This is a genomic window from Streptomyces asoensis (genome assembly GCF_013085465.1).
GTDB classification, from domain to species: Bacteria; Actinomycetota; Actinomycetes; order Streptomycetales; family Streptomycetaceae; genus Streptomyces; species Streptomyces cacaoi_A.
Genome location: NZ_CP049838.1, coordinates 6,716,311 through 6,731,776, shown reverse-complemented (window position 1 = coordinate 6,731,776; position 15,466 = coordinate 6,716,311). Strand labels below are relative to the sequence as shown.

11 protein-coding genes are annotated in these 15,466 nt (G+C 72.5%); 4 read left to right on the top strand and 7 right to left on the bottom strand.

Annotated features, from left to right (window positions below):
• Positions 1–110: 110 nt before the first annotated feature.
• On the bottom strand, positions 111–983 hold the full coding sequence (locus G9272_RS30235; RefSeq protein ID WP_253267988.1) for an NAD(P)H-binding protein: 873 nt from the start codon (positions 981–983) through the stop codon (positions 111–113).
• 74 nt (positions 984–1,057) lie between these two features.
• Between G9272_RS30235 and G9272_RS30230 the strand changes: the two genes are divergently transcribed.
• Both G9272_RS30230 and G9272_RS30225 read left to right on the top strand, forming a co-directional pair.
• A complete protein-coding gene (locus G9272_RS30230) occupies positions 1,058–2,029 on the top strand; it encodes an AraC family transcriptional regulator (protein ID WP_171399446.1) in 972 nt (323 codons plus the stop codon).
• A gap of 554 nt (positions 2,030–2,583) precedes the next feature.
• A complete protein-coding gene (locus tag G9272_RS30225; protein WP_171399445.1) occupies positions 2,584–3,462 on the top strand; it encodes an ANTAR domain-containing protein in 879 nt (292 codons plus the stop codon).
• A gap of 15 nt (positions 3,463–3,477) precedes the next feature.
• Here G9272_RS30225 and G9272_RS30220 read toward each other — a convergent pair whose 3' ends face one another.
• The 4 genes from G9272_RS30220 to G9272_RS30205 all read right to left on the bottom strand — a co-directional run bounded on the left by G9272_RS30220 (position 3,478) and on the right by G9272_RS30205 (position 10,277).
• Positions 3,478–4,566, bottom strand: coding sequence for a LacI family DNA-binding transcriptional regulator (locus G9272_RS30220; protein ID WP_171399444.1), 1,089 nt, complete (start codon positions 4,564–4,566; stop codon positions 3,478–3,480).
• Positions 4,567–4,661: 95 nt separating this feature from the next.
• The gene (locus G9272_RS30215) at positions 4,662–7,181 is read right to left on the bottom strand and encodes a beta-galactosidase (protein ID WP_171399443.1); all 2,520 of its coding nucleotides are present in this window, start codon (positions 7,179–7,181) and stop codon (positions 4,662–4,664) included.
• Positions 7,181–8,935, bottom strand: a complete 1,755-nt coding sequence (locus tag G9272_RS30210; RefSeq protein WP_171399442.1) for a glycoside hydrolase family 35 protein — start codon at positions 8,933–8,935, stop codon at positions 7,181–7,183. Before G9272_RS30210 ends, G9272_RS30215 begins: the two co-directional genes overlap by 1 nt.
• Before the next feature lie 226 nt (positions 8,936–9,161).
• A complete protein-coding gene (locus G9272_RS30205) occupies positions 9,162–10,277 on the bottom strand; it encodes an MFS transporter (RefSeq protein ID WP_253268254.1) in 1,116 nt (371 codons plus the stop codon).
• A 423-nt stretch (positions 10,278–10,700) separates the two neighbouring features.
• Here G9272_RS30205 and G9272_RS30200 point away from each other — a divergent pair, with 423 nt between their 5' ends.
• Positions 10,701–12,137, top strand: coding sequence for an acyltransferase family protein (locus G9272_RS30200; RefSeq protein ID WP_171399441.1), 1,437 nt, complete (start codon positions 10,701–10,703; stop codon positions 12,135–12,137).
• 112 nt (positions 12,138–12,249) lie between these two features.
• Here G9272_RS30200 and G9272_RS30195 read toward each other — a convergent pair whose 3' ends face one another.
• The gene (locus tag G9272_RS30195) at positions 12,250–13,416 is read right to left on the bottom strand and encodes a Ku protein (protein ID WP_171399440.1); all 1,167 of its coding nucleotides are present in this window, start codon (positions 13,414–13,416) and stop codon (positions 12,250–12,252) included.
• 55 nt (positions 13,417–13,471) lie between these two features.
• Here G9272_RS30195 and ligD point away from each other — a divergent pair, with 55 nt between their 5' ends.
• On the top strand, positions 13,472–14,353 hold the full coding sequence (gene ligD, locus G9272_RS30190; RefSeq protein ID WP_171399439.1) for a non-homologous end-joining DNA ligase: 882 nt from the start codon (positions 13,472–13,474) through the stop codon (positions 14,351–14,353).
• A 208-nt stretch (positions 14,354–14,561) separates the two neighbouring features.
• Here ligD and G9272_RS30185 read toward each other — a convergent pair whose 3' ends face one another.
• Positions 14,562–15,365, bottom strand: coding sequence for a nuclease-related domain-containing protein (locus tag G9272_RS30185; protein ID WP_171399438.1), 804 nt, complete (start codon positions 15,363–15,365; stop codon positions 14,562–14,564).
• Positions 15,366–15,466 lie beyond the last annotated feature (101 nt).

Here is a 15,466-nt window from a genome sequence, read left to right as displayed (position 1 = left end):
CCGAGGCCGGTGGGGGTGCAGCGAGGCGCACGCGCGCCTGATCCGTTGACGGTAAGTCCTCGTTCCCCGCCGTGCGGGGAGGGTGCCCGTGGGACTGATCGGGTGGAAGGTCAGGTGTTCCAGGCGCCCTGGCGGGTGGCGGTGTCGGCGTACTCGGAGAAGTCCCGGGGAGCACGGCCCAGCGCCCGCTGGACGCCGTCGCTGAGCGAGGCGAGGCCGCCGGAGCGGACGTACTCGTACAGGTTGACCGACAACTGCACCCACTCCTCGGGCACACCCTGCGCACGCTGCTCGTCCCCGTAGGTCTCCGGCGTCAGCGACACGTAACGGATCTCGCGGCCGGTGGCTCGGGCGATCTCCGCGACCGCCTCCCCGAAGGTCATCAGCCGGGGCCCGCTGAGCTCGTAGTGCCACCCGGCGTGCCCGGCTTCCGTGAGGGCGGCGACCGCCACTTCGGCGATGTCCTCGGCGTCGACGAACGCCTCCTTGCCGTCCCCGGCCGGCAGCCGTACCTCGCCGCTCAGGACGGGGTCGTGGAGGAAGTCCTCGCTGAAGTTCTGGAAGAACCACCGCGGCCGTAGCACGGTCCAGTCCAGGCCCGCGTGCTCGAGCGCCCGCTCCGCGGCGAGGACGTGCTCCTCGTCCAGCCCGCCCTCGGGCACGGACAGCAGCACCGCTCGACGGGCGCCGGTCGCCGCCGCCTGCCCGGCGAAGGCGGCGATGTCCTCGGCGGCCCGCGGGCTGCCGAGGTCGGGCACCACCAGGTACACCCCCGTCACGCCCTCCAGCGCGGGCTCCCAGGTGGAGCGGTCCGCCCAGTCGAAGGACTGCGTACCGGACCGGGACACCGCGCGGACCGTCACGCCCCGCTCCTGGAGCAGCCGCGCCACCCGGCGGCCGGTCTTGCCCGTGGCCCCTGTCACCAGGATCGTCTCGTCGCTCATGACATCGTCGTTCATGGCCTCGACTGAATCAGTCGCCATCGGTCCGATCCATGCCGTGTGGACTCACCTCCATATGCGTTCGTCCACGCATGCGTTCCTCTACGCTGACCGGCATGGGTCCCAGGGGGCTGACCAGCACGGATCCGCTGACGGACCTCCTGAACGGGGTACGGACCAGTGGCGCGGTCTTCAACCAGTCCTCCCTGACCGGCTCCTGGGCAGCACGCTTCGAGGACGGCTCGACGCTGGCCCTCGCGGTCCTCGTTCGCGGTTCCGCCTGGATCACTCCCCAGGGCGGCGACCCGGTGCGGATCGGCTCCGGGGACGTCGCGGTGCTGTGCGGCGGCGCACCGTATGTGATCGCGGACGACCCGGACACCGAACCGGACGTGGTGATCCTTCCCGGTGGCCGCTGCACGACCCCGGAGGGCGAGGAACTGGTCGGCCCCCGAGTTCCGGATGCCGGCGTCCGGGACACGGAAGGTCCGGACGGCACACTCCTCCTGAACGGCCTGTACACCGTGGACAGCGGCACCCCGGGCCGACTGCTCGCCGCGCTGCCACCCCTGGCTGTCATCGAGGCTGACGTGGGTGTCTGTCCGGTCAGTGCGGCGATCTTCGAGGAGATCACCCGCGAGGAGCCCGGTCAGCAGATCCTGCTCGACCGGGCTCTGGACCTGATGCTCATCACCGCCCTGCGCGCCTGGTTCACCCGCCCCGGCGCCCAGGTCCCCGCCTGGTACCGGGCCTACAGTGATCCCGTGGTCGGCCCCGCCCTGCGCATGCTGCAAGCCGACCCCGCCCACCCGTGGACCCTGCCGGCCCTGGCGGCGAAGACCGGCGTGTCCCGGGCGAACCTGGCCCGGCGCTTCTCCGCCCTCGTCGGACAGCCGCCGATGACCTACCTACGGGAACGACGCCTCGCCCTGGCCGCCGACCTGCTGCGCGAGCCCGATGCCACGCTCGCCGTGGTGGCGGACCGCGTCGGATTCGCCAACGCGTTCGCCTTCAGCGCCGCGTTCAAGCGGGAACACGGCATCAGCCCGAGCGAGTACCGCGTGCGCGAGACGCGAGCGGCGACCTGACGTCCGACTCAGGCGACCGGCTCAAGCGACCGGCTCAGGCGTCCGTAGCACGTCGGGCGGGCGGGTCCCCGTCGGCCTTGGGGTTCGGCCTTGGGGTTCGGCCTTGGGGTTCGGCCTTGGGACTTCATGGCCAGAACACCCGGAACTCAGCCTCCCTTGTGGGGTGTTGGTGCCTGGTCCCGTAGGTGCCCGGGGGATGCGCCGCACGCTCGCGCACTCTCTTGATCGGAGTCGCCCTGATCACCGCAGGGAACGGGATCTCGGAATCCACGTCGATCTGCCTGGCCTGCGTACTCGAGGTGGCCGGGCTGGTCGCCGCCTCTGCGCTCGCGGCGCCTCCTGACCCACACACCGCCCCGCGCCCCGCCCCGCGCCCCGCCCCGCACACCGCCGCGCACCCTCTGTGATGCGGAAGCCGGCGGGTTTACTCGTCCGGCTTCCGGTTAGTTGTTGGCAGTGCTTGGTAAGGAGGTACGCCCCCGGCCGGCCGGGGAGCGCCCGCCGGGTTCACTGTCGTCCGTTGCTCGGACTCACCCCGGATTGGAGCCCTTGGTATGAGCCAGCTGTCCCGGCACCCTGCCGAAGGAGGCTCGGCGGCCGATGTGTCCGGCTCCGGGTCCGGACAGGGAGAGGGAAGCGGACTGCTGTGGCGGCAGGAAGATCTTGATCTGCGTAACCGTCTGTACGGCCGCGCCGGAGTCGCCCGTGCGGAAGGGGTGTTGCTCGACCGCTACGGCCTCGGCTCCACCGACGAGGCGTTCGCGCTGATGAAGGGCGCCTCCCAGCAGTTCAACATCAAGCTCTCCACACTCGCCGACGCCGTCGTACGCACACCGGCGCCCGATGCCGACGCCGAGCTGTGGTTCCCCGGCCGGGCGCGGCGCGGCCCGCCCGCGCTTCCCGGGCTCCCGGTGGAGCGCGGCAACGCCACCAGCCAGGGCGCTGTGATCACGGCGACCCTCCAGCGGGTGCTGTCGATCACCCAGACGCCGATGGGCAATGTCCAGCTGAGCGAGCGAGGCCGGCTCCGCCTGGCTCGGCACACCGGCCTGAACAGGTACTTCAGCGACTTCTTCGCCTTCGTCGACTCGTCGACCACCTCCTGCGCGCAGGCGGCCGGCCAGCGTCGGCAGGTCACCGTGCAGGACGTGGAGTCGGCGCCGGTGTTCGACGAGGCCTCCCGCCACGCCATCCTCCAGACGGGCAGTCGGGCCGCGCACAGCGTTCCGCTGATGAACCGGCAGGGCGTGCCGCTGGGCATGGTGTCCTCCCATCACGAGCGGCCGCTGACCGGTTTCACCCAGGCCGAGCTGGCCGCGCTCCGGCAGACCGGCAACGACGTCGGCCGGTGGCTGGCCTGGCACTGGAACACCGTCGTGCTGGACGCCCTGGAACATCTCCATGCCGCGGCCTTGCGGGGCCCGCACGAGTGAACCCGGCCCGCCCGGTCAGCCCTGTCGGCCCGTTCGGCGTGGGCCGGTGGTGCTGTGGCGGACGCACAGATCGACGGGGACGACCGTGAGCGGGCTTCCGGGGGTCGACGGGCTGTCGATGCGGTTCAGCAGGATGCGCAGGGAGATCGTGCCGATGTCCGTGAAGTCCGTACGGATCGTGGTCAGCGGCGGGAGGAAATGGGCGGCCTCGGGGATGTCGTCGTAGCCGACGACGCTGACGTCCTCCGGGACCCGGCGGCCCGCCTCGTACAGGGCGCGCAGGACGCCGAGGGCCATCTGGTCGTTCGACACGAAGATCGCGGTGACGGACGGATCCATCGCCAGTTCGCGGCCGAGGTCGTAGCCGGAGTCGGCGCTCCAGTCGCCGATGAGGGGGGTGTGCACCTCGGCTCCGGCCGCCTCGAGGGTGGCGCGCCAGCTCTCGGCCCGGCGGTCCGCCGAGGTCCAGCCCGTCGGGCCCGCGAGGTGGTGGACCGTGGGGTGGCCGAGGGAGAGCAGATGCCGCGTGGCCTTGCGGGCGCCGGTGGTGGCGTCCGAGGTGACCATGGGGGTGCCGTCGCCCAGCTCGTTGTCCATGACGACCAGCGGGGTGTCCAGGTGGGCCTCGGCCAGGGCCCGGGCCACCCGCACCTGGGGCGCGATCGCGATCACTCCGTCCGCGCCCTCCGCCGACAGCCGGTCCGCGGCCCGCACCACCGTGTCCCGGTCCGCGGTGTCCAGCGCGATCGAGCTCACCAGGTAACCGGCCTCCTGCGCCGCCGTGTTGATCGCGGTCAGGGTCGAGGCGGGGCCGTAGCGGGCCGCGTCGAAGGAGATCACGCCGAGCATCCGGGTGCGGCCGCTGGCCAGCGAGCGGGCGCTGCTGCTGGGGCGGTAGCCGAGCGTGCGCATGGCCGCCCGGACCGCCTCCCGGGTCTCGGCGCGGACGGCCGGGTGGTCGTTGAGGACCCGGGAGACCGTCTGCTTGGAGACTCCGGCCAGTTTGGCGACGTCGTCCATGACCGGACGTGAGCCCGCGAAGTTGCGTCTGCTGCGTCCCCTGGACGCCGGGCCCGCCGGGCCGTCGGCGGCGCTTCGGGTCATGGTGGGGGCTTCTTCCTCGGGACTGGTCCGGGGCCGGTCGCGCTGGGCCGCCCGGCGGACCCACAGGATAGGCCGGGCGGACGAGGAAGCGGGGGTCAGGTCGTGCCGAGCGTCCAGGTGCGGGTCGTGATCCGTTCGGCGTGCCGTACCTCGGCGATGCCGGCCGGCGGGGTGACGGGGAGGTGGACCGCCGCGTCGGCGGCGAGCGGCAGGATTCTCAGGGTGAGCGGCTCACCGGGCGGGAGTCGGTCGAGCGCGATGTCCCACGGGCGGCCCGTGAAGAACTGGTCGGCGACGAGTGTGTCCCCCACGTAGGCGCGGGCCACGTCGCCGGTCCAGTGCAGGCGCAGCAGGTCGGAGCCGGGCGGGGTGGGGGTGTCGGCGCGGGTCGCCGGTACGTCGACGCGGTAGACCGCCGCCTTCGTGTCGTAGTGCTCGTCGGCGGGGGCGCTCGCCCGGCCCAGTACGCCCGTCTCCGGGGTCGGTGCCGGGCCCGCCGGGCGGAGCGCGGTGAGGGTGGGGGCGAGGGCGGTGGGCGCGTCCTCGTCGGGGACGAGTGTGTAGCGGGTCAGGGCGCCGTCCTGGCTCTCCTTCACGGTGGCACCGGGTGTCGTCGGCGGGCGGTGCGGGGCCGGGAGGACGGAGAGGGAGACCGTCGGGACGGGGGGACGGGGTCGCGCGCCGACCACGCCGACCGCGATGTCCGCGATGTCCGCGATGTCCGCGCCGTTCTCGTCGACCTCGTCGTCCTCGTCGTCCTCGTCGTCCTCGTCGTCCGAGGTGCGGGGGTGGATGCGTACCTCGCCGGTCGTCGCGTCGAAGACCACGCCCTCGGCGCACAGGACGAGCCGCCGCGCGCCCCAGGCCTCGCCCCGGTAGGCGGTGCGGGCGGTGGTGGCGTCCAGGACGAGGAGGGCGACCCGGTCGCCGGCCGGGGTCTCCGTCTCGACCAGGGCGTCCGTGCCGGGGCGCAGGCCGGTGATCAGGATGCGGTCGTCGTCGGTCACGGCCGAGACGTCCACGCCGGGCGGGGTGGCGAGGGACGCCACCGTCCGTGCGTCCAGGGCCAGTTCGGGCTCGATGCCGTCCGTCGCCGCGAGGACCAGGACCGTACGGCCGTCGTCGTCCACGATCGTGCAGACCGGCTGGGCAGTGGCCCAGTCCAGGCGCAGGCCCGCCACGTCCAGCCGCAGCGGCCAGCAGAAGTAGGCGCCCGCGGGGACGGTGACGGGGACGCTGGGGAGGGTGAGGGGCGGGGCCTCGGGGAAGCCGATCGTGAAGCTCGTGTCCGGGTGGTCCGGGAGTGGCTCGTGCGGCTGGTGGTTGGTGACGAAGAGGAAGCCCGCGGCGCGCCCGTCGCCGCGGACCGCCCAGCGCAGGGTGTCGCGGTCGTGCTGGCCTCGCGGACGGCCGTCCGGCAGCACCGACCGCATGGGGGCGATCACCTCGCCGAAGTCCGCCAACAGCAGGTGCTGGAGCCGGAGTTCGTCGTAGGAGGGGCGGTACTGGCCGTACTCGCCGAGGGGGGCCTGGAAGTCGTACGTGAGGACCGGGAGGTCGTTGGGATAGGCGGTGGCGTGGGACTCCTGGAGGGTCGTCCGCTCCCCCGTCGGGTTGGTGCCGCCGTGGAACATGTAGTAGCCCTGCCAGACCGAGCCGCAGCCGATCTTCGTCAGGCCGAGGGCGCCGATGTCGGCGGCGTCGACGCGCGGGCGGCGGTGGTAGGCGACGGCCATGCCGCCGCCCAACTCGCAGGTGGCCCAGGGGAACCTGTCCGCGTAGGTGTCGGGATCCGTGCCGCGTACGGTCGTCGGGCGCAGGTCGGCGCCGATGCCCTCGTCGTCGCGCTGGTGGGTGAAGAAGAAGTGCTTGCGGCAGGTGTCGGGCCAGCCGCCGTCGGCCTCGGTCCAGAAGGCCTCGGGGTAGCCGCCGTAGAGGGGGAGCAGTTCGTCGTCGGGGAGGTGGACTCCGCCCCATGCCGTCGAGGTCCACAGGGGGGCGCTGAGGCCGGCCTCCTGGGCCATGCGCTTCAGGGTGCGGAGGTGGCCGGGCTGGTCGTAGAGCTCGTTCTCGATCTGGATCGCGACGATCGGGCCGCCGTGCGCGCGGTCCAGGCCGTCCAGTTGCGCCGCGATCGCCTCCCACCAGGGACGGACGGCGGCGAGGTACGCCGGGTCGTCGGTGCGGGGGGCCGTGGTGCGGGCGAGTACCCAGTCGGGGAGGCCGCCGCCCCGGACCTCCGCGTGCGACCAGGGGCCGATGCGCGGGATGAAGTCCAGGCCGTGGCGGGCGCAGAGCCGGGCGAAGCGGCGCAGATCGCGGTCGCCGTCGAAGCGGACGCGGCCCTCGGTCTCCTCGTGGTGGATCCAGATGACGTACGAGGCGACGACCGTGACCCCGCCCGCCTTCATCTTCAGCAGCTCCTCCTCCCACTCCCGGGCCGGGTACCGGGAGTAGTGGAACTCCCCCGAGACCGGGAACCAGGGGCGGCCGCCCCGGGTCAGCCAGCGGCTGGTCACCTCGATGGGGTCGGGGGCGGTGGGGGCGTCGGCGAAGGGGAGGTGGCCTCGGAGCGAGGGTGCGGAGGGAGGCTGAATGCTCACCCGGTGCCGCATCAGGACTGCTCCGGGCCGAGGTCGGGGGTGTCGGTGAGCTGGGCGTCGAGGGTGGTGGTGCCGTGCAGTTCGAGGACGACCAGCTCGTTGACGCCCGGGCGCAGGGCGGGGGCCGGGACGTAGAGGGTGCGCTGCGGGCCGCGGCTCCAGTAGCGGCCCAGGTGGAACCCGTTGACCCAGGCCTGGCCCTTCGTCCAGCCGGGGAGGGCGAGGAAGGTGTCGGCGGGGGTCCGCACCTCGAACGTGCCGCGGTGCAGCGCGGGTTCGGCGCAGGTGGGGGTCTCGGCCGGGGCGAAGGCGGCGGTGACCGGTACGTCGTCCAGGGGCAGTGCGTGGGAGTCCCAGCCGTGCAGGGGTGTGCCGTCGAGCGTGACCGGGCCCAGCAGGCCCTTGGGGACGCCGATGCGGGGGCCGTAGTTGACCCGGCCCATGTTCTCCACGAGCACCTCGAGTACGGCGTCGGGGCGGGGGACGTGGACGGGCAGGGTCTCGTCGTAGCGCTCGCGTTCGAGGACGCCCGCGGGGGCGCCGTCCAGGAAGACCTGGGCGCGGTCCCCCACTCCGCCGGCGAAGTGCAGGAGGCCGGCCCCGGGGGTGGGGACGGTGGTCCGGTACAGGGTGTACCCGGAGCGTTGGTTCAGCTCGTCGGCGGAGCGGGGGTCCGTGGCGTGCACGGGGCGGTCGGCGAGGGGGAGGAGCGGGGCGCGGTCCGTCAACCGGACGGTGGTCGGGGGGAGTTTGGGCGACGGGGCGGGCACCGGCTCGTCCGGGACCGGGGCGTGGCGGGCGATGACCTCGCGGAAGGCGTGGTACTTCGGGCCCGGGTCGCCGCTCTCGGTGAGCGGGGCGTCGTAGTCGTAGGAGGTGATGGTCGGCACGTAGGCGTGGTGGTGGTTGGCGCCGTTGGTGTAACCGAAGTTGGTGCCGCCGTGGAACATGTAGATGTTGACGGAGGCGCCCGCCGAGAGGAGCCGGTCGAGGTCGGCGGCGGCGTCCTCGGCGTCCCTTCCGTGGTGCGGACCGCCCCAGTGGTCGAACCAGCCGATCCAGAACTCCCCGCACATCAGGGGGCCTTCGGGCTGTGCCTCACGGAGCCGCTGGAGGGACTGGTCCACGCGGCTGCCGAACGTGCCGGTGGCGAGGACACCGGGCAGAACGCCGTTCTTGAGGTGATCGCCGTCGGTCTGGTCGCAGGTGAAGAGGAGCTCCTCGACGCCGCGTGAGCGGAGGGAGAGCTCGAGGTGCTCGAGGTAGGCGATGTCGTCGCCGTAGGCCCCGTACTCGTTCTCCACCTGTACGGCGATGACCGGGCCGCCCGACGCCGCCATGTGCGGCAGGAGCGGCGGGAGGAGGAGGTCCAGGTAGCGGTCCACGATGTCCGTGAAGCGGGGGTCGCTGGTGCGCAGGCGGATGTCGGGGTCGGTGGTGAGCCAGTGCGGCAGACCGCCGCCGTCCCACTCGGCGCAGATGAAGGGGCCGGGACGGAGGAGGACGTGCAGTCCCTCCGCGGCGGCCAGCCGCAGGAAGCGGGGCAGGTCGAGGAGTCCGTCGAGGACGAGGGTGCCCGGTTCGGGCTGGTGGAGGTTCCACGGGATGTACGTCTCGACGGTGTTCAGGCCCATGAGGCGAGCCTTGCGCAGCCGGTCGGCCCACTGGTCGGGGTGGACGCGGAAGTAGTGCAGAGCGCCGGAGAGGATGCGGAACGGCTCGCCGTGGAGGAGGAAACCGTCGGAGGTCGTGGTCAGGGCTGGCATGCGGGTCCCTTCGTCGGGGCGGACGTGCGGGTGCGTTCTCGTGCTCGTCTTCGTGCTGGTGCTGGTGCTGGTGCTGGTGCCCGTACTCGTGCTTCGGGGGGCCTTCTCGTCGGGGCGGACGTGCGGGTGCGTGCTTGTGCCTCGGGATGCCTGCCGGTCGGCGATGGGCTCGGCCGCACCATCCGGGGCCACCGGTGCTGCGAGGCGGCCGGGGGCGGCGGGGCGGTCACCGCGCGGGCTTCGGGTGGGTCGCTCGGGTCAGCCAGAGGGTGGCCGCGAGGCAGACGGCGGAGACCGCGGCGAGGAGGAGCGGGACCGCTCGGACGCCGGACCACTCGATGACCTTGCCGAGTGCCGGGCCCGCCGCGACGCCGCCCATCATGGACGCGGCGATGACGACCGCGCCGGCCCGGCGTGCGTGCGGGGCGGCCCGGTGCAGCCAGGGCAGCCCGGTGGGGAAGATCGGCGCGATGAAGAGGCCCACGCCCGCGTAGGCGAAGGGCGCCAGGTCCGGTACGGCCGCCAGCAGGAGACAGACGGTCATGCCCGCGCAGGAGACCGTGATGATGGTCTGGGCGGAGAAACGCAACGCGATCGGGGCCACCAGGAAACGGCCGACGGTCATCATCAGCCAGTACACGGAGGTCGCGGTGGCCGCGACGCCGGCGCCGTGCCCGACGGTCTCCAGGTGCGTGGGTTCCCAGCCGCCGACACCCGCCTCGATGCCGACGTGCAGGACGTAGAGGGTGACGAACACGGCGAGGACGGACCGCAGGGCGCGGTCGGCCGGCGTGGACGCCTCGGTGGACGCGGGGTGCTGTGCGGGCTGCGGCAGCCGCGGAGGGCTGTCGCGTACGCCGCGCAGACAGAACAGCAGGGGCAGGTTGGCGAGCGCGAAGACCAGGAAGACGACGGGGTAGTGCTCGGCGCCCACCACCCCGATCAGGACCGGGCCGAGGATCGCGCCGATGCCGAAGTGGGCGTTGAGGATGTTGAGCATCGCGGTGGAACGGTGGCCGAAGCCGACCGCGAAGAGTTGGTTGAGGCCGTAGTCGATACCGCCGAAGCCGAACCCGGCGAGGAGCGCCGCGGTGAGGGCGAGAGGCCAGTTCGGCGCGACCGCGAAGCCCGCCGAGCCGACGGCCATCAGCAGATACGAGGCGGCCAGGATCCGCCGGTTGCCGGTACGGCCGTACAGCCGGTCGAAGAGGAGGACCCCGGCGACCCCTCCGACGAAGTGCGCGCTGAGCCCCAGCCCCGCGACGGAGGGCGAGAGCCCGAACTCCTCGCGCAGGGCCGGGATCGCGGGGCCGTAGAACGCCTGGAGAGCGCCGATGAGCATGAAGCCGACGCAGGAGGCGACCACGGCGGACGTGGTGAAGACGGGGACGGGGGCGGTGCTGGTACTGGTGCTGGTACTGGCGCCGACAGTCGTGCCGTTAGTCGTGCCGACGTCGGTGTCCGGCGTGGGTGCGCCGGCCGGGGTGCGCTGCGCCGTGGGGTGGTCGGTCACGCGGACTCCAGAAGGCGGACGGCGCCCACCTCTTCGTGGGCGTGCGGGTGATGCTCCGACGGACAACGATGTTACCGGTAACATCCAGAGCGTCAAGATGCCGGTGCCGTACGGACGGGAACGGGGACGGACTGTGCCGCACCCTGCCGCACCGCACCGCACCACGCCGACGGGTGTCGTCTCGGGTACGGCTTGGTTGCGACAAGGCCTAGTCGCCTCAGGGGAGTTGAGGGGACGGGCAGCATGCGACGTATGAGCCGAGACCGGTACGTCGATTTCCTGCGGGCGTGGGCGATTCTGCTCGTCGTGCTGGGGCACTGGCTGATCACCGGGCTGATCCGGCATCCGGACGGCGAGATCACCGCCCCGGAACTGCTGGCGACCGTGCCCTGGACGCAGTGGCTGACCCTGGGCTTCCAGATCATGCCGTTGTTCTTCCTCGCCGGTGGGCATGCCGCCGGAGGCTCCTGGGCGCGGGCTCGGGCCGCCGGCGGGAGCGCCGCGGGATGGGTGGGGCAGCGCGCCGTGCGGCTGCTGCTGCCCACGGCCGTGTACAGCGGCCTCGTGCTGCTGGCCGTCGGAGTGTGCTCCGCGCTCGGCGTGGACCGCGCCACCCTCGCGCTGGTGGGGTGGGCGATGGCCATGCAGTTCTGGTTCCTGCCGGTGTATCTGCTGCTCAGCGCCCTGACGCCGGTGCTGTACTCCCTTCATGAACGGTGGGGCGTGCGCATCCCTGTGGGCATGGGCGTGGTGGGGCTCGGTGTCGGCGCGCTCGTGGCGGCGGGCGACGCGTCCTCGCGCGGCTCGGCCGTCGAGGCGATCGGGGCGCTCAACTACCTGCTCGTATGGGGTGTCGTCTACCAGCTCGGATTCTGCTGGCGGGACGGACTGCTGGGCGGTGACGGAGGGACTGCGCCGCGAGCGCACGGCCGGGCGGTGGCCATGGCGGTGGGAGGCGTGTCGGGGTTCGCGCTGCTCGTCGGGCCCGGGCCGTTTCCCGTCAGTCTGATCCTGGTGAGCGGGGAGGAACTGAGCAACACCGATCCCCCGTCGGCGGCCATGCTGGCGTGGAGTCTGGGTCAGGTCGGGGTGGCGCTGCTGGTCGCACCGGTCGTGCGACGGGTGCTGGAGCGGGCCCGGGTGCGGCGGGCGGTGCGGGTGCTGGGGGCCGGCAGCATGGCGCTCTACCTCTGGCACATGCTGCCGGTGCTGATCGTCGCCGCCGCCTTCTACCTGACGGGGCTCGCCCCCGAACCCCGCTACGGCTCGGCCGGCTGGTGGGCACTACGGGTGCCGTGGCTGCTGGTGCTGGGGAGTTTCCTGGTGGGGGTGGTGTGGGCGTTGCGGCCACTGGAGCGGGCGTTGGTCTCCGTGGACGTACGTGTGCGGCCCGGCGCGCGGATCCGGGGGGCGGCGGCCTGGCGGATATGGGCCGGGCTCGGCGTGAGCGTCTGGGCGCTGACGTATTTCGCGGGGCACGGGTTCGCGTACGGCGGTGAGTTCCCGGTGTGGCCGGCCGTGGGGCTGGGGGTGGGCACGCTGTGCGTGGCCTTCCCTCGCCGGGGCGACAGGAGCGAGGGAAGCGACGGGGGCGACAACGGCGGCGGCACTGAGGACCGGGGGTCGGGGCGGGCCCGGCGGGCAGGGCGGGCACGCCGGGGTCGTGGGGCGCTGGAAGAGGCTGCCTGACTTGGGTGATCCCTCGCCTGGGCGGGGAGGCACGCAGGTGAGGGAGTGAGGTCGGTGAGGCGGGTGTGGGGGGAGAGATGTCGGGAGAGGTGGGGGTGGGTCAGGGGCGGCGTCAGGCCGTGCGCTTGCGGGCCGCCGTCGTCTTCTTCGCGGCCGACTTCTTCGCCGTGGTCCCCTTCTCCGAAGTTCCCTTCGCCGTCGCCCCCTTGGCCGTCGTCTTCTTCGCGGCGGCCTTCTTGGCTGTGCTCTTCGTTGCCGCCGTGCTCTTCGACGCCGTGGTCTTCTTCGCCGGCTGTGTCGACTTCGCCGTCTTCGCCGTCGACTTCCTCGGTGCCGCCGCGGTCTTCTTCGCCGTCGCCGTCGACGTCGATTTCTTGCCGCCCGTCCCCTTGGGTGCCGTACGGGCCGACCTGCGCTGCGAAAGGTGTCTGACCTCGGCCCCCGACCCCGTCTCCTGGTCCGTCTCCTCCTCCGTCTCCGAAGAGGCCTTCTCCGGTCCCTCGCCGCGCGACTCCTTCGCCGCCCGGACGCTCTTCTCCAGGGCCGCCATCAGGTCCAGCACCTTGCCGCTGGACGGCGGGGTCGGGGCCTCGGGGGGTGTCTCGCCGGCCGCCTTCGCCGCCACGACCTCCTCCACCGCCTCGCGGTACTCGTCGTGCAGGTCCTCCAGGTCGACCTCGCCGAGGGTGTCCATCAGGGCGTCCGCGAGGTCGAGTTCCTTGTCGCGGACGGTGACCGAGGTGTCCGGGGCCACGCCTTCCGGTGCCCGGACCTCGTCCGGCCAGAGCAGACCGTGCATGGCGATCGCCTCGCCGACCACGCGGAGCATCCCGAGCCGCTCGCGGCCGCGCAGGGCGTACTTCGCGATCGCCACCTTGTGACTGCGTTTCAGTGCCTCCCTGAGCAGCGTGTACGGCTTCGCCGCCGGTGCACCGCCCGCCTGGAGGTAGTAGGCGGCGTCCATCTGGAGCGGGTCGATCCGGTCGGCGGGGACGAAGGCCACGATCTCGATGGTCTTGGCGGTCGGGAGCGGCAGATGGGACAGGTCCTCGTCGGTGATCGGGATGATCGTGCCGTCCGCGTCCTCGTACCCCTTGCCGATCTCCGCCGAGCTCACCTCGCGGTCCTCCAGCTCGCAGACCTTGCGATAGCGGATGCGGCCGCCGTCCTCCGTGTGGATCTGGCGGAAGGAGATCGAGTGGCTCTCGGTGGCGTTCACCAGCTTGATCGGGATGCTGACGAGGCCGAAGGAGATGGCGCCGTTCCAAATGGATCTCACGTGCAGCGCCCTCCTGAATGAGCCTTATGTGACGGTTTCATGTGATTCTCATCGTATGACGCCGATCACTGAGGTGGAGGGGAGACGGCTCGCGCTCAGCAATCTGGAGAAGGTGCTGTATCCGGCGACCGGCTTCACCAAGGGCGAGGTACTGCACTACTACGCGACCGTCGCCGACGCCCTGCTCCCCCATCTGCGCGACCGGCCGCTGTCCTTCCTGCGCTACCCGGACGGGCCCGACGGGCAGATCTTCTTCGCCAAGAACGTGCCGCCGGGGACGCCCGAATGGGTTACCACCGCCGAGGTGCCCCGGTCGGAGGGGCCCGCCCGGATGGTGGTCGTGCAGGATCTGGCGAGCCTGGTCTGGGCGGCGAACCTCGTCACGGAGTTCCATACGCCCCAGTGGGTGATCCAGGATCCCGAGATCGCCGACCGGCTCGTCCTCGACCTCGATCCCGGCACGCCCGCGACCGTCGTCGAGTGCTGCGAGGTCGCGGTGTGGCTGCGGGAGCGGCTCGCGGCGGACGGGATCGAGGCGTGGCCGAAGACGTCCGGGGCGAAGGGGCTGCATCTGCTGGCGGCGGTGCGGGGGGCCTCCTCCGAACGGGTCACGGAGTACGCGAAAGCGCTGGCCGTGGAGGCGGAGCGGGCGATGCCCCGGCTGGTTCTGCACCGCATGACGCGGAGTCTGCGGCCGGGGAAGGTGTTCGTGGACTGGAGTCAGAACGCGGCGCGGAAGACGACCGCGACGCCGTACACCTTGCGGGCGCGGGCCGAGCCGACCGTGTCGGCGGCGGTCACCTGGGAGGAGGTCGAGGAGTGCCGGTCCGTCGGGACGCTCACGTTCTCGGCCTCCGACATCGCTCCGCGGCTTCAGGACTTCGGGGATCTGCTGGCGCCGCTGCTCGATGCCGGGCGGGCGGGGGCGGTGCCGTGATCGGGCCCACCGGCCCGTTCTCTTCCCGCCCGGCCGGCACGGGCTTCGTTCCCGCCCGGCCGGCACGGGCTTCGTTCCCGCCCGGCCGGCACGGGCTTCGTTCCCGCCCCCGCCGCCCCTACCCGTCCCGTCCCTGGGGGCTGCGCCCCCAGACCCCCGCTTCGGCCCTGAACGGGCCCTCGTCCTCAAACGCCGGACGGGCTGAAGATCACACCCTCGCCCACGTCCCCCGGTCGCGGGCCATCGCGTGCAGGGCTTCCACGTCCGCCGGCTTCAGTACGCCCCCCAGACGGGCCAGGTCGGTGAGGTCGGTGTCGGTCAGGACGCGGACCTCGCGCGGGGGGACGGAGACCGAGACGCCCATCGGGCCGACCAGGGCCAGTACGGGGCGGACCTCGGCCGTCAGGGCGTAGGACGCGCGGTCGGCGTCGGCGCGTACCCGGCGCAGAAGTGGCTGCGGGTCCCGGCGGCCCAGTCCGACCAGGGGGTCGGAGATCCGGACCCGCTGCTTGTGGGCGTACAGCGTGTGGACCGCGAACAGGCCGGCCGGGCCGATGGCCAGGTGGTGGACGCGGTCTCCGCCGGGGAGGGGCAGGGAGTGCAGGGTGTGCCAGCCGACGCCGTCGAGGCGGTCCAGGGCCACGCCGACGGTCTGCTCGGCCGCCAGGGCGCGGCGGCGCGGGTCGGCTCGGAGGCGGTGGGCGGGGCCCGGGTCGCGGTCCAGGTCGATCAGGAGGGCCTCGCCGGGGCGGTTGGGGGCCAGGTCGTCGTCCGGGTGGAGGGAGAGCCGGGCCATCTCGGCGGGCGTGGGGACCGGGGGCGGGCCGACCGTGACCGGGCCGGAGATGAAGGGGCCGAGCGCCTCCAGGACGTCCTCTCTGCGGTTCTCCCCGATCAGGTTGATCCTGGCCGCCTCACGGTCGTACCAGGCGATGTTCCTGCCGTCCGTGAGACAGACGTAGAGCCGCTCCTGGCCATGCCGCCAGGTCGGTATGACGCGCAGTCCGTTCATGCACCATCACCCCACGACCATGGGAACAGGAGGGGTGCTCCGGGGGCAAGAAGGCGGTTACCTTCGAGGGGAGTTGGGCAGGCACTGGGCAGCGCGTTTGG

Bases quoted from the DNA above. Each gene is read 5' to 3' on its own strand.
- G9272_RS30185 (WP_171399438.1), bottom strand. From the start codon at position 15,365: ATGAACGGACTGCGCGTCATACCGACCTGGCGGCATGGCCAGGAGCGG.
- G9272_RS30210 (WP_171399442.1), bottom strand. From the start codon at position 8,935: ATGCCAGCCCTGACCACGACCTCCGACGGTTTCCTCCTCCACGGCGAG.
- G9272_RS30200 (WP_171399441.1), top strand. From the start codon at position 10,701: ATGAGCCGAGACCGGTACGTCGATTTCCTGCGGGCGTGGGCGATTCTG.
- G9272_RS30220 (WP_171399444.1), bottom strand. From the start codon at position 4,566: ATGACCCGAAGCGCCGCCGACGGCCCGGCGGGCCCGGCGTCCAGGGGA.
- G9272_RS30225 (WP_171399445.1), top strand. From the start codon at position 2,584: ATGAGCCAGCTGTCCCGGCACCCTGCCGAAGGAGGCTCGGCGGCCGAT.
- G9272_RS30215 (WP_171399443.1), bottom strand. From the start codon at position 7,181: ATGCGGCACCGGGTGAGCATTCAGCCTCCCTCCGCACCCTCGCTCCGA.
- G9272_RS30205 (WP_253268254.1), bottom strand. From the start codon at position 10,277: ATGCTCATCGGCGCTCTCCAGGCGTTCTACGGCCCCGCGATCCCGGCC.
- ligD (WP_171399439.1), top strand. From the start codon at position 13,472: ATGACGCCGATCACTGAGGTGGAGGGGAGACGGCTCGCGCTCAGCAAT.
- G9272_RS30235 (WP_253267988.1), bottom strand. From the start codon at position 983: ATGGCGACTGATTCAGTCGAGGCCATGAACGACGATGTCATGAGCGAC.
- G9272_RS30230 (WP_171399446.1), top strand. From the start codon at position 1,058: ATGGGTCCCAGGGGGCTGACCAGCACGGATCCGCTGACGGACCTCCTG.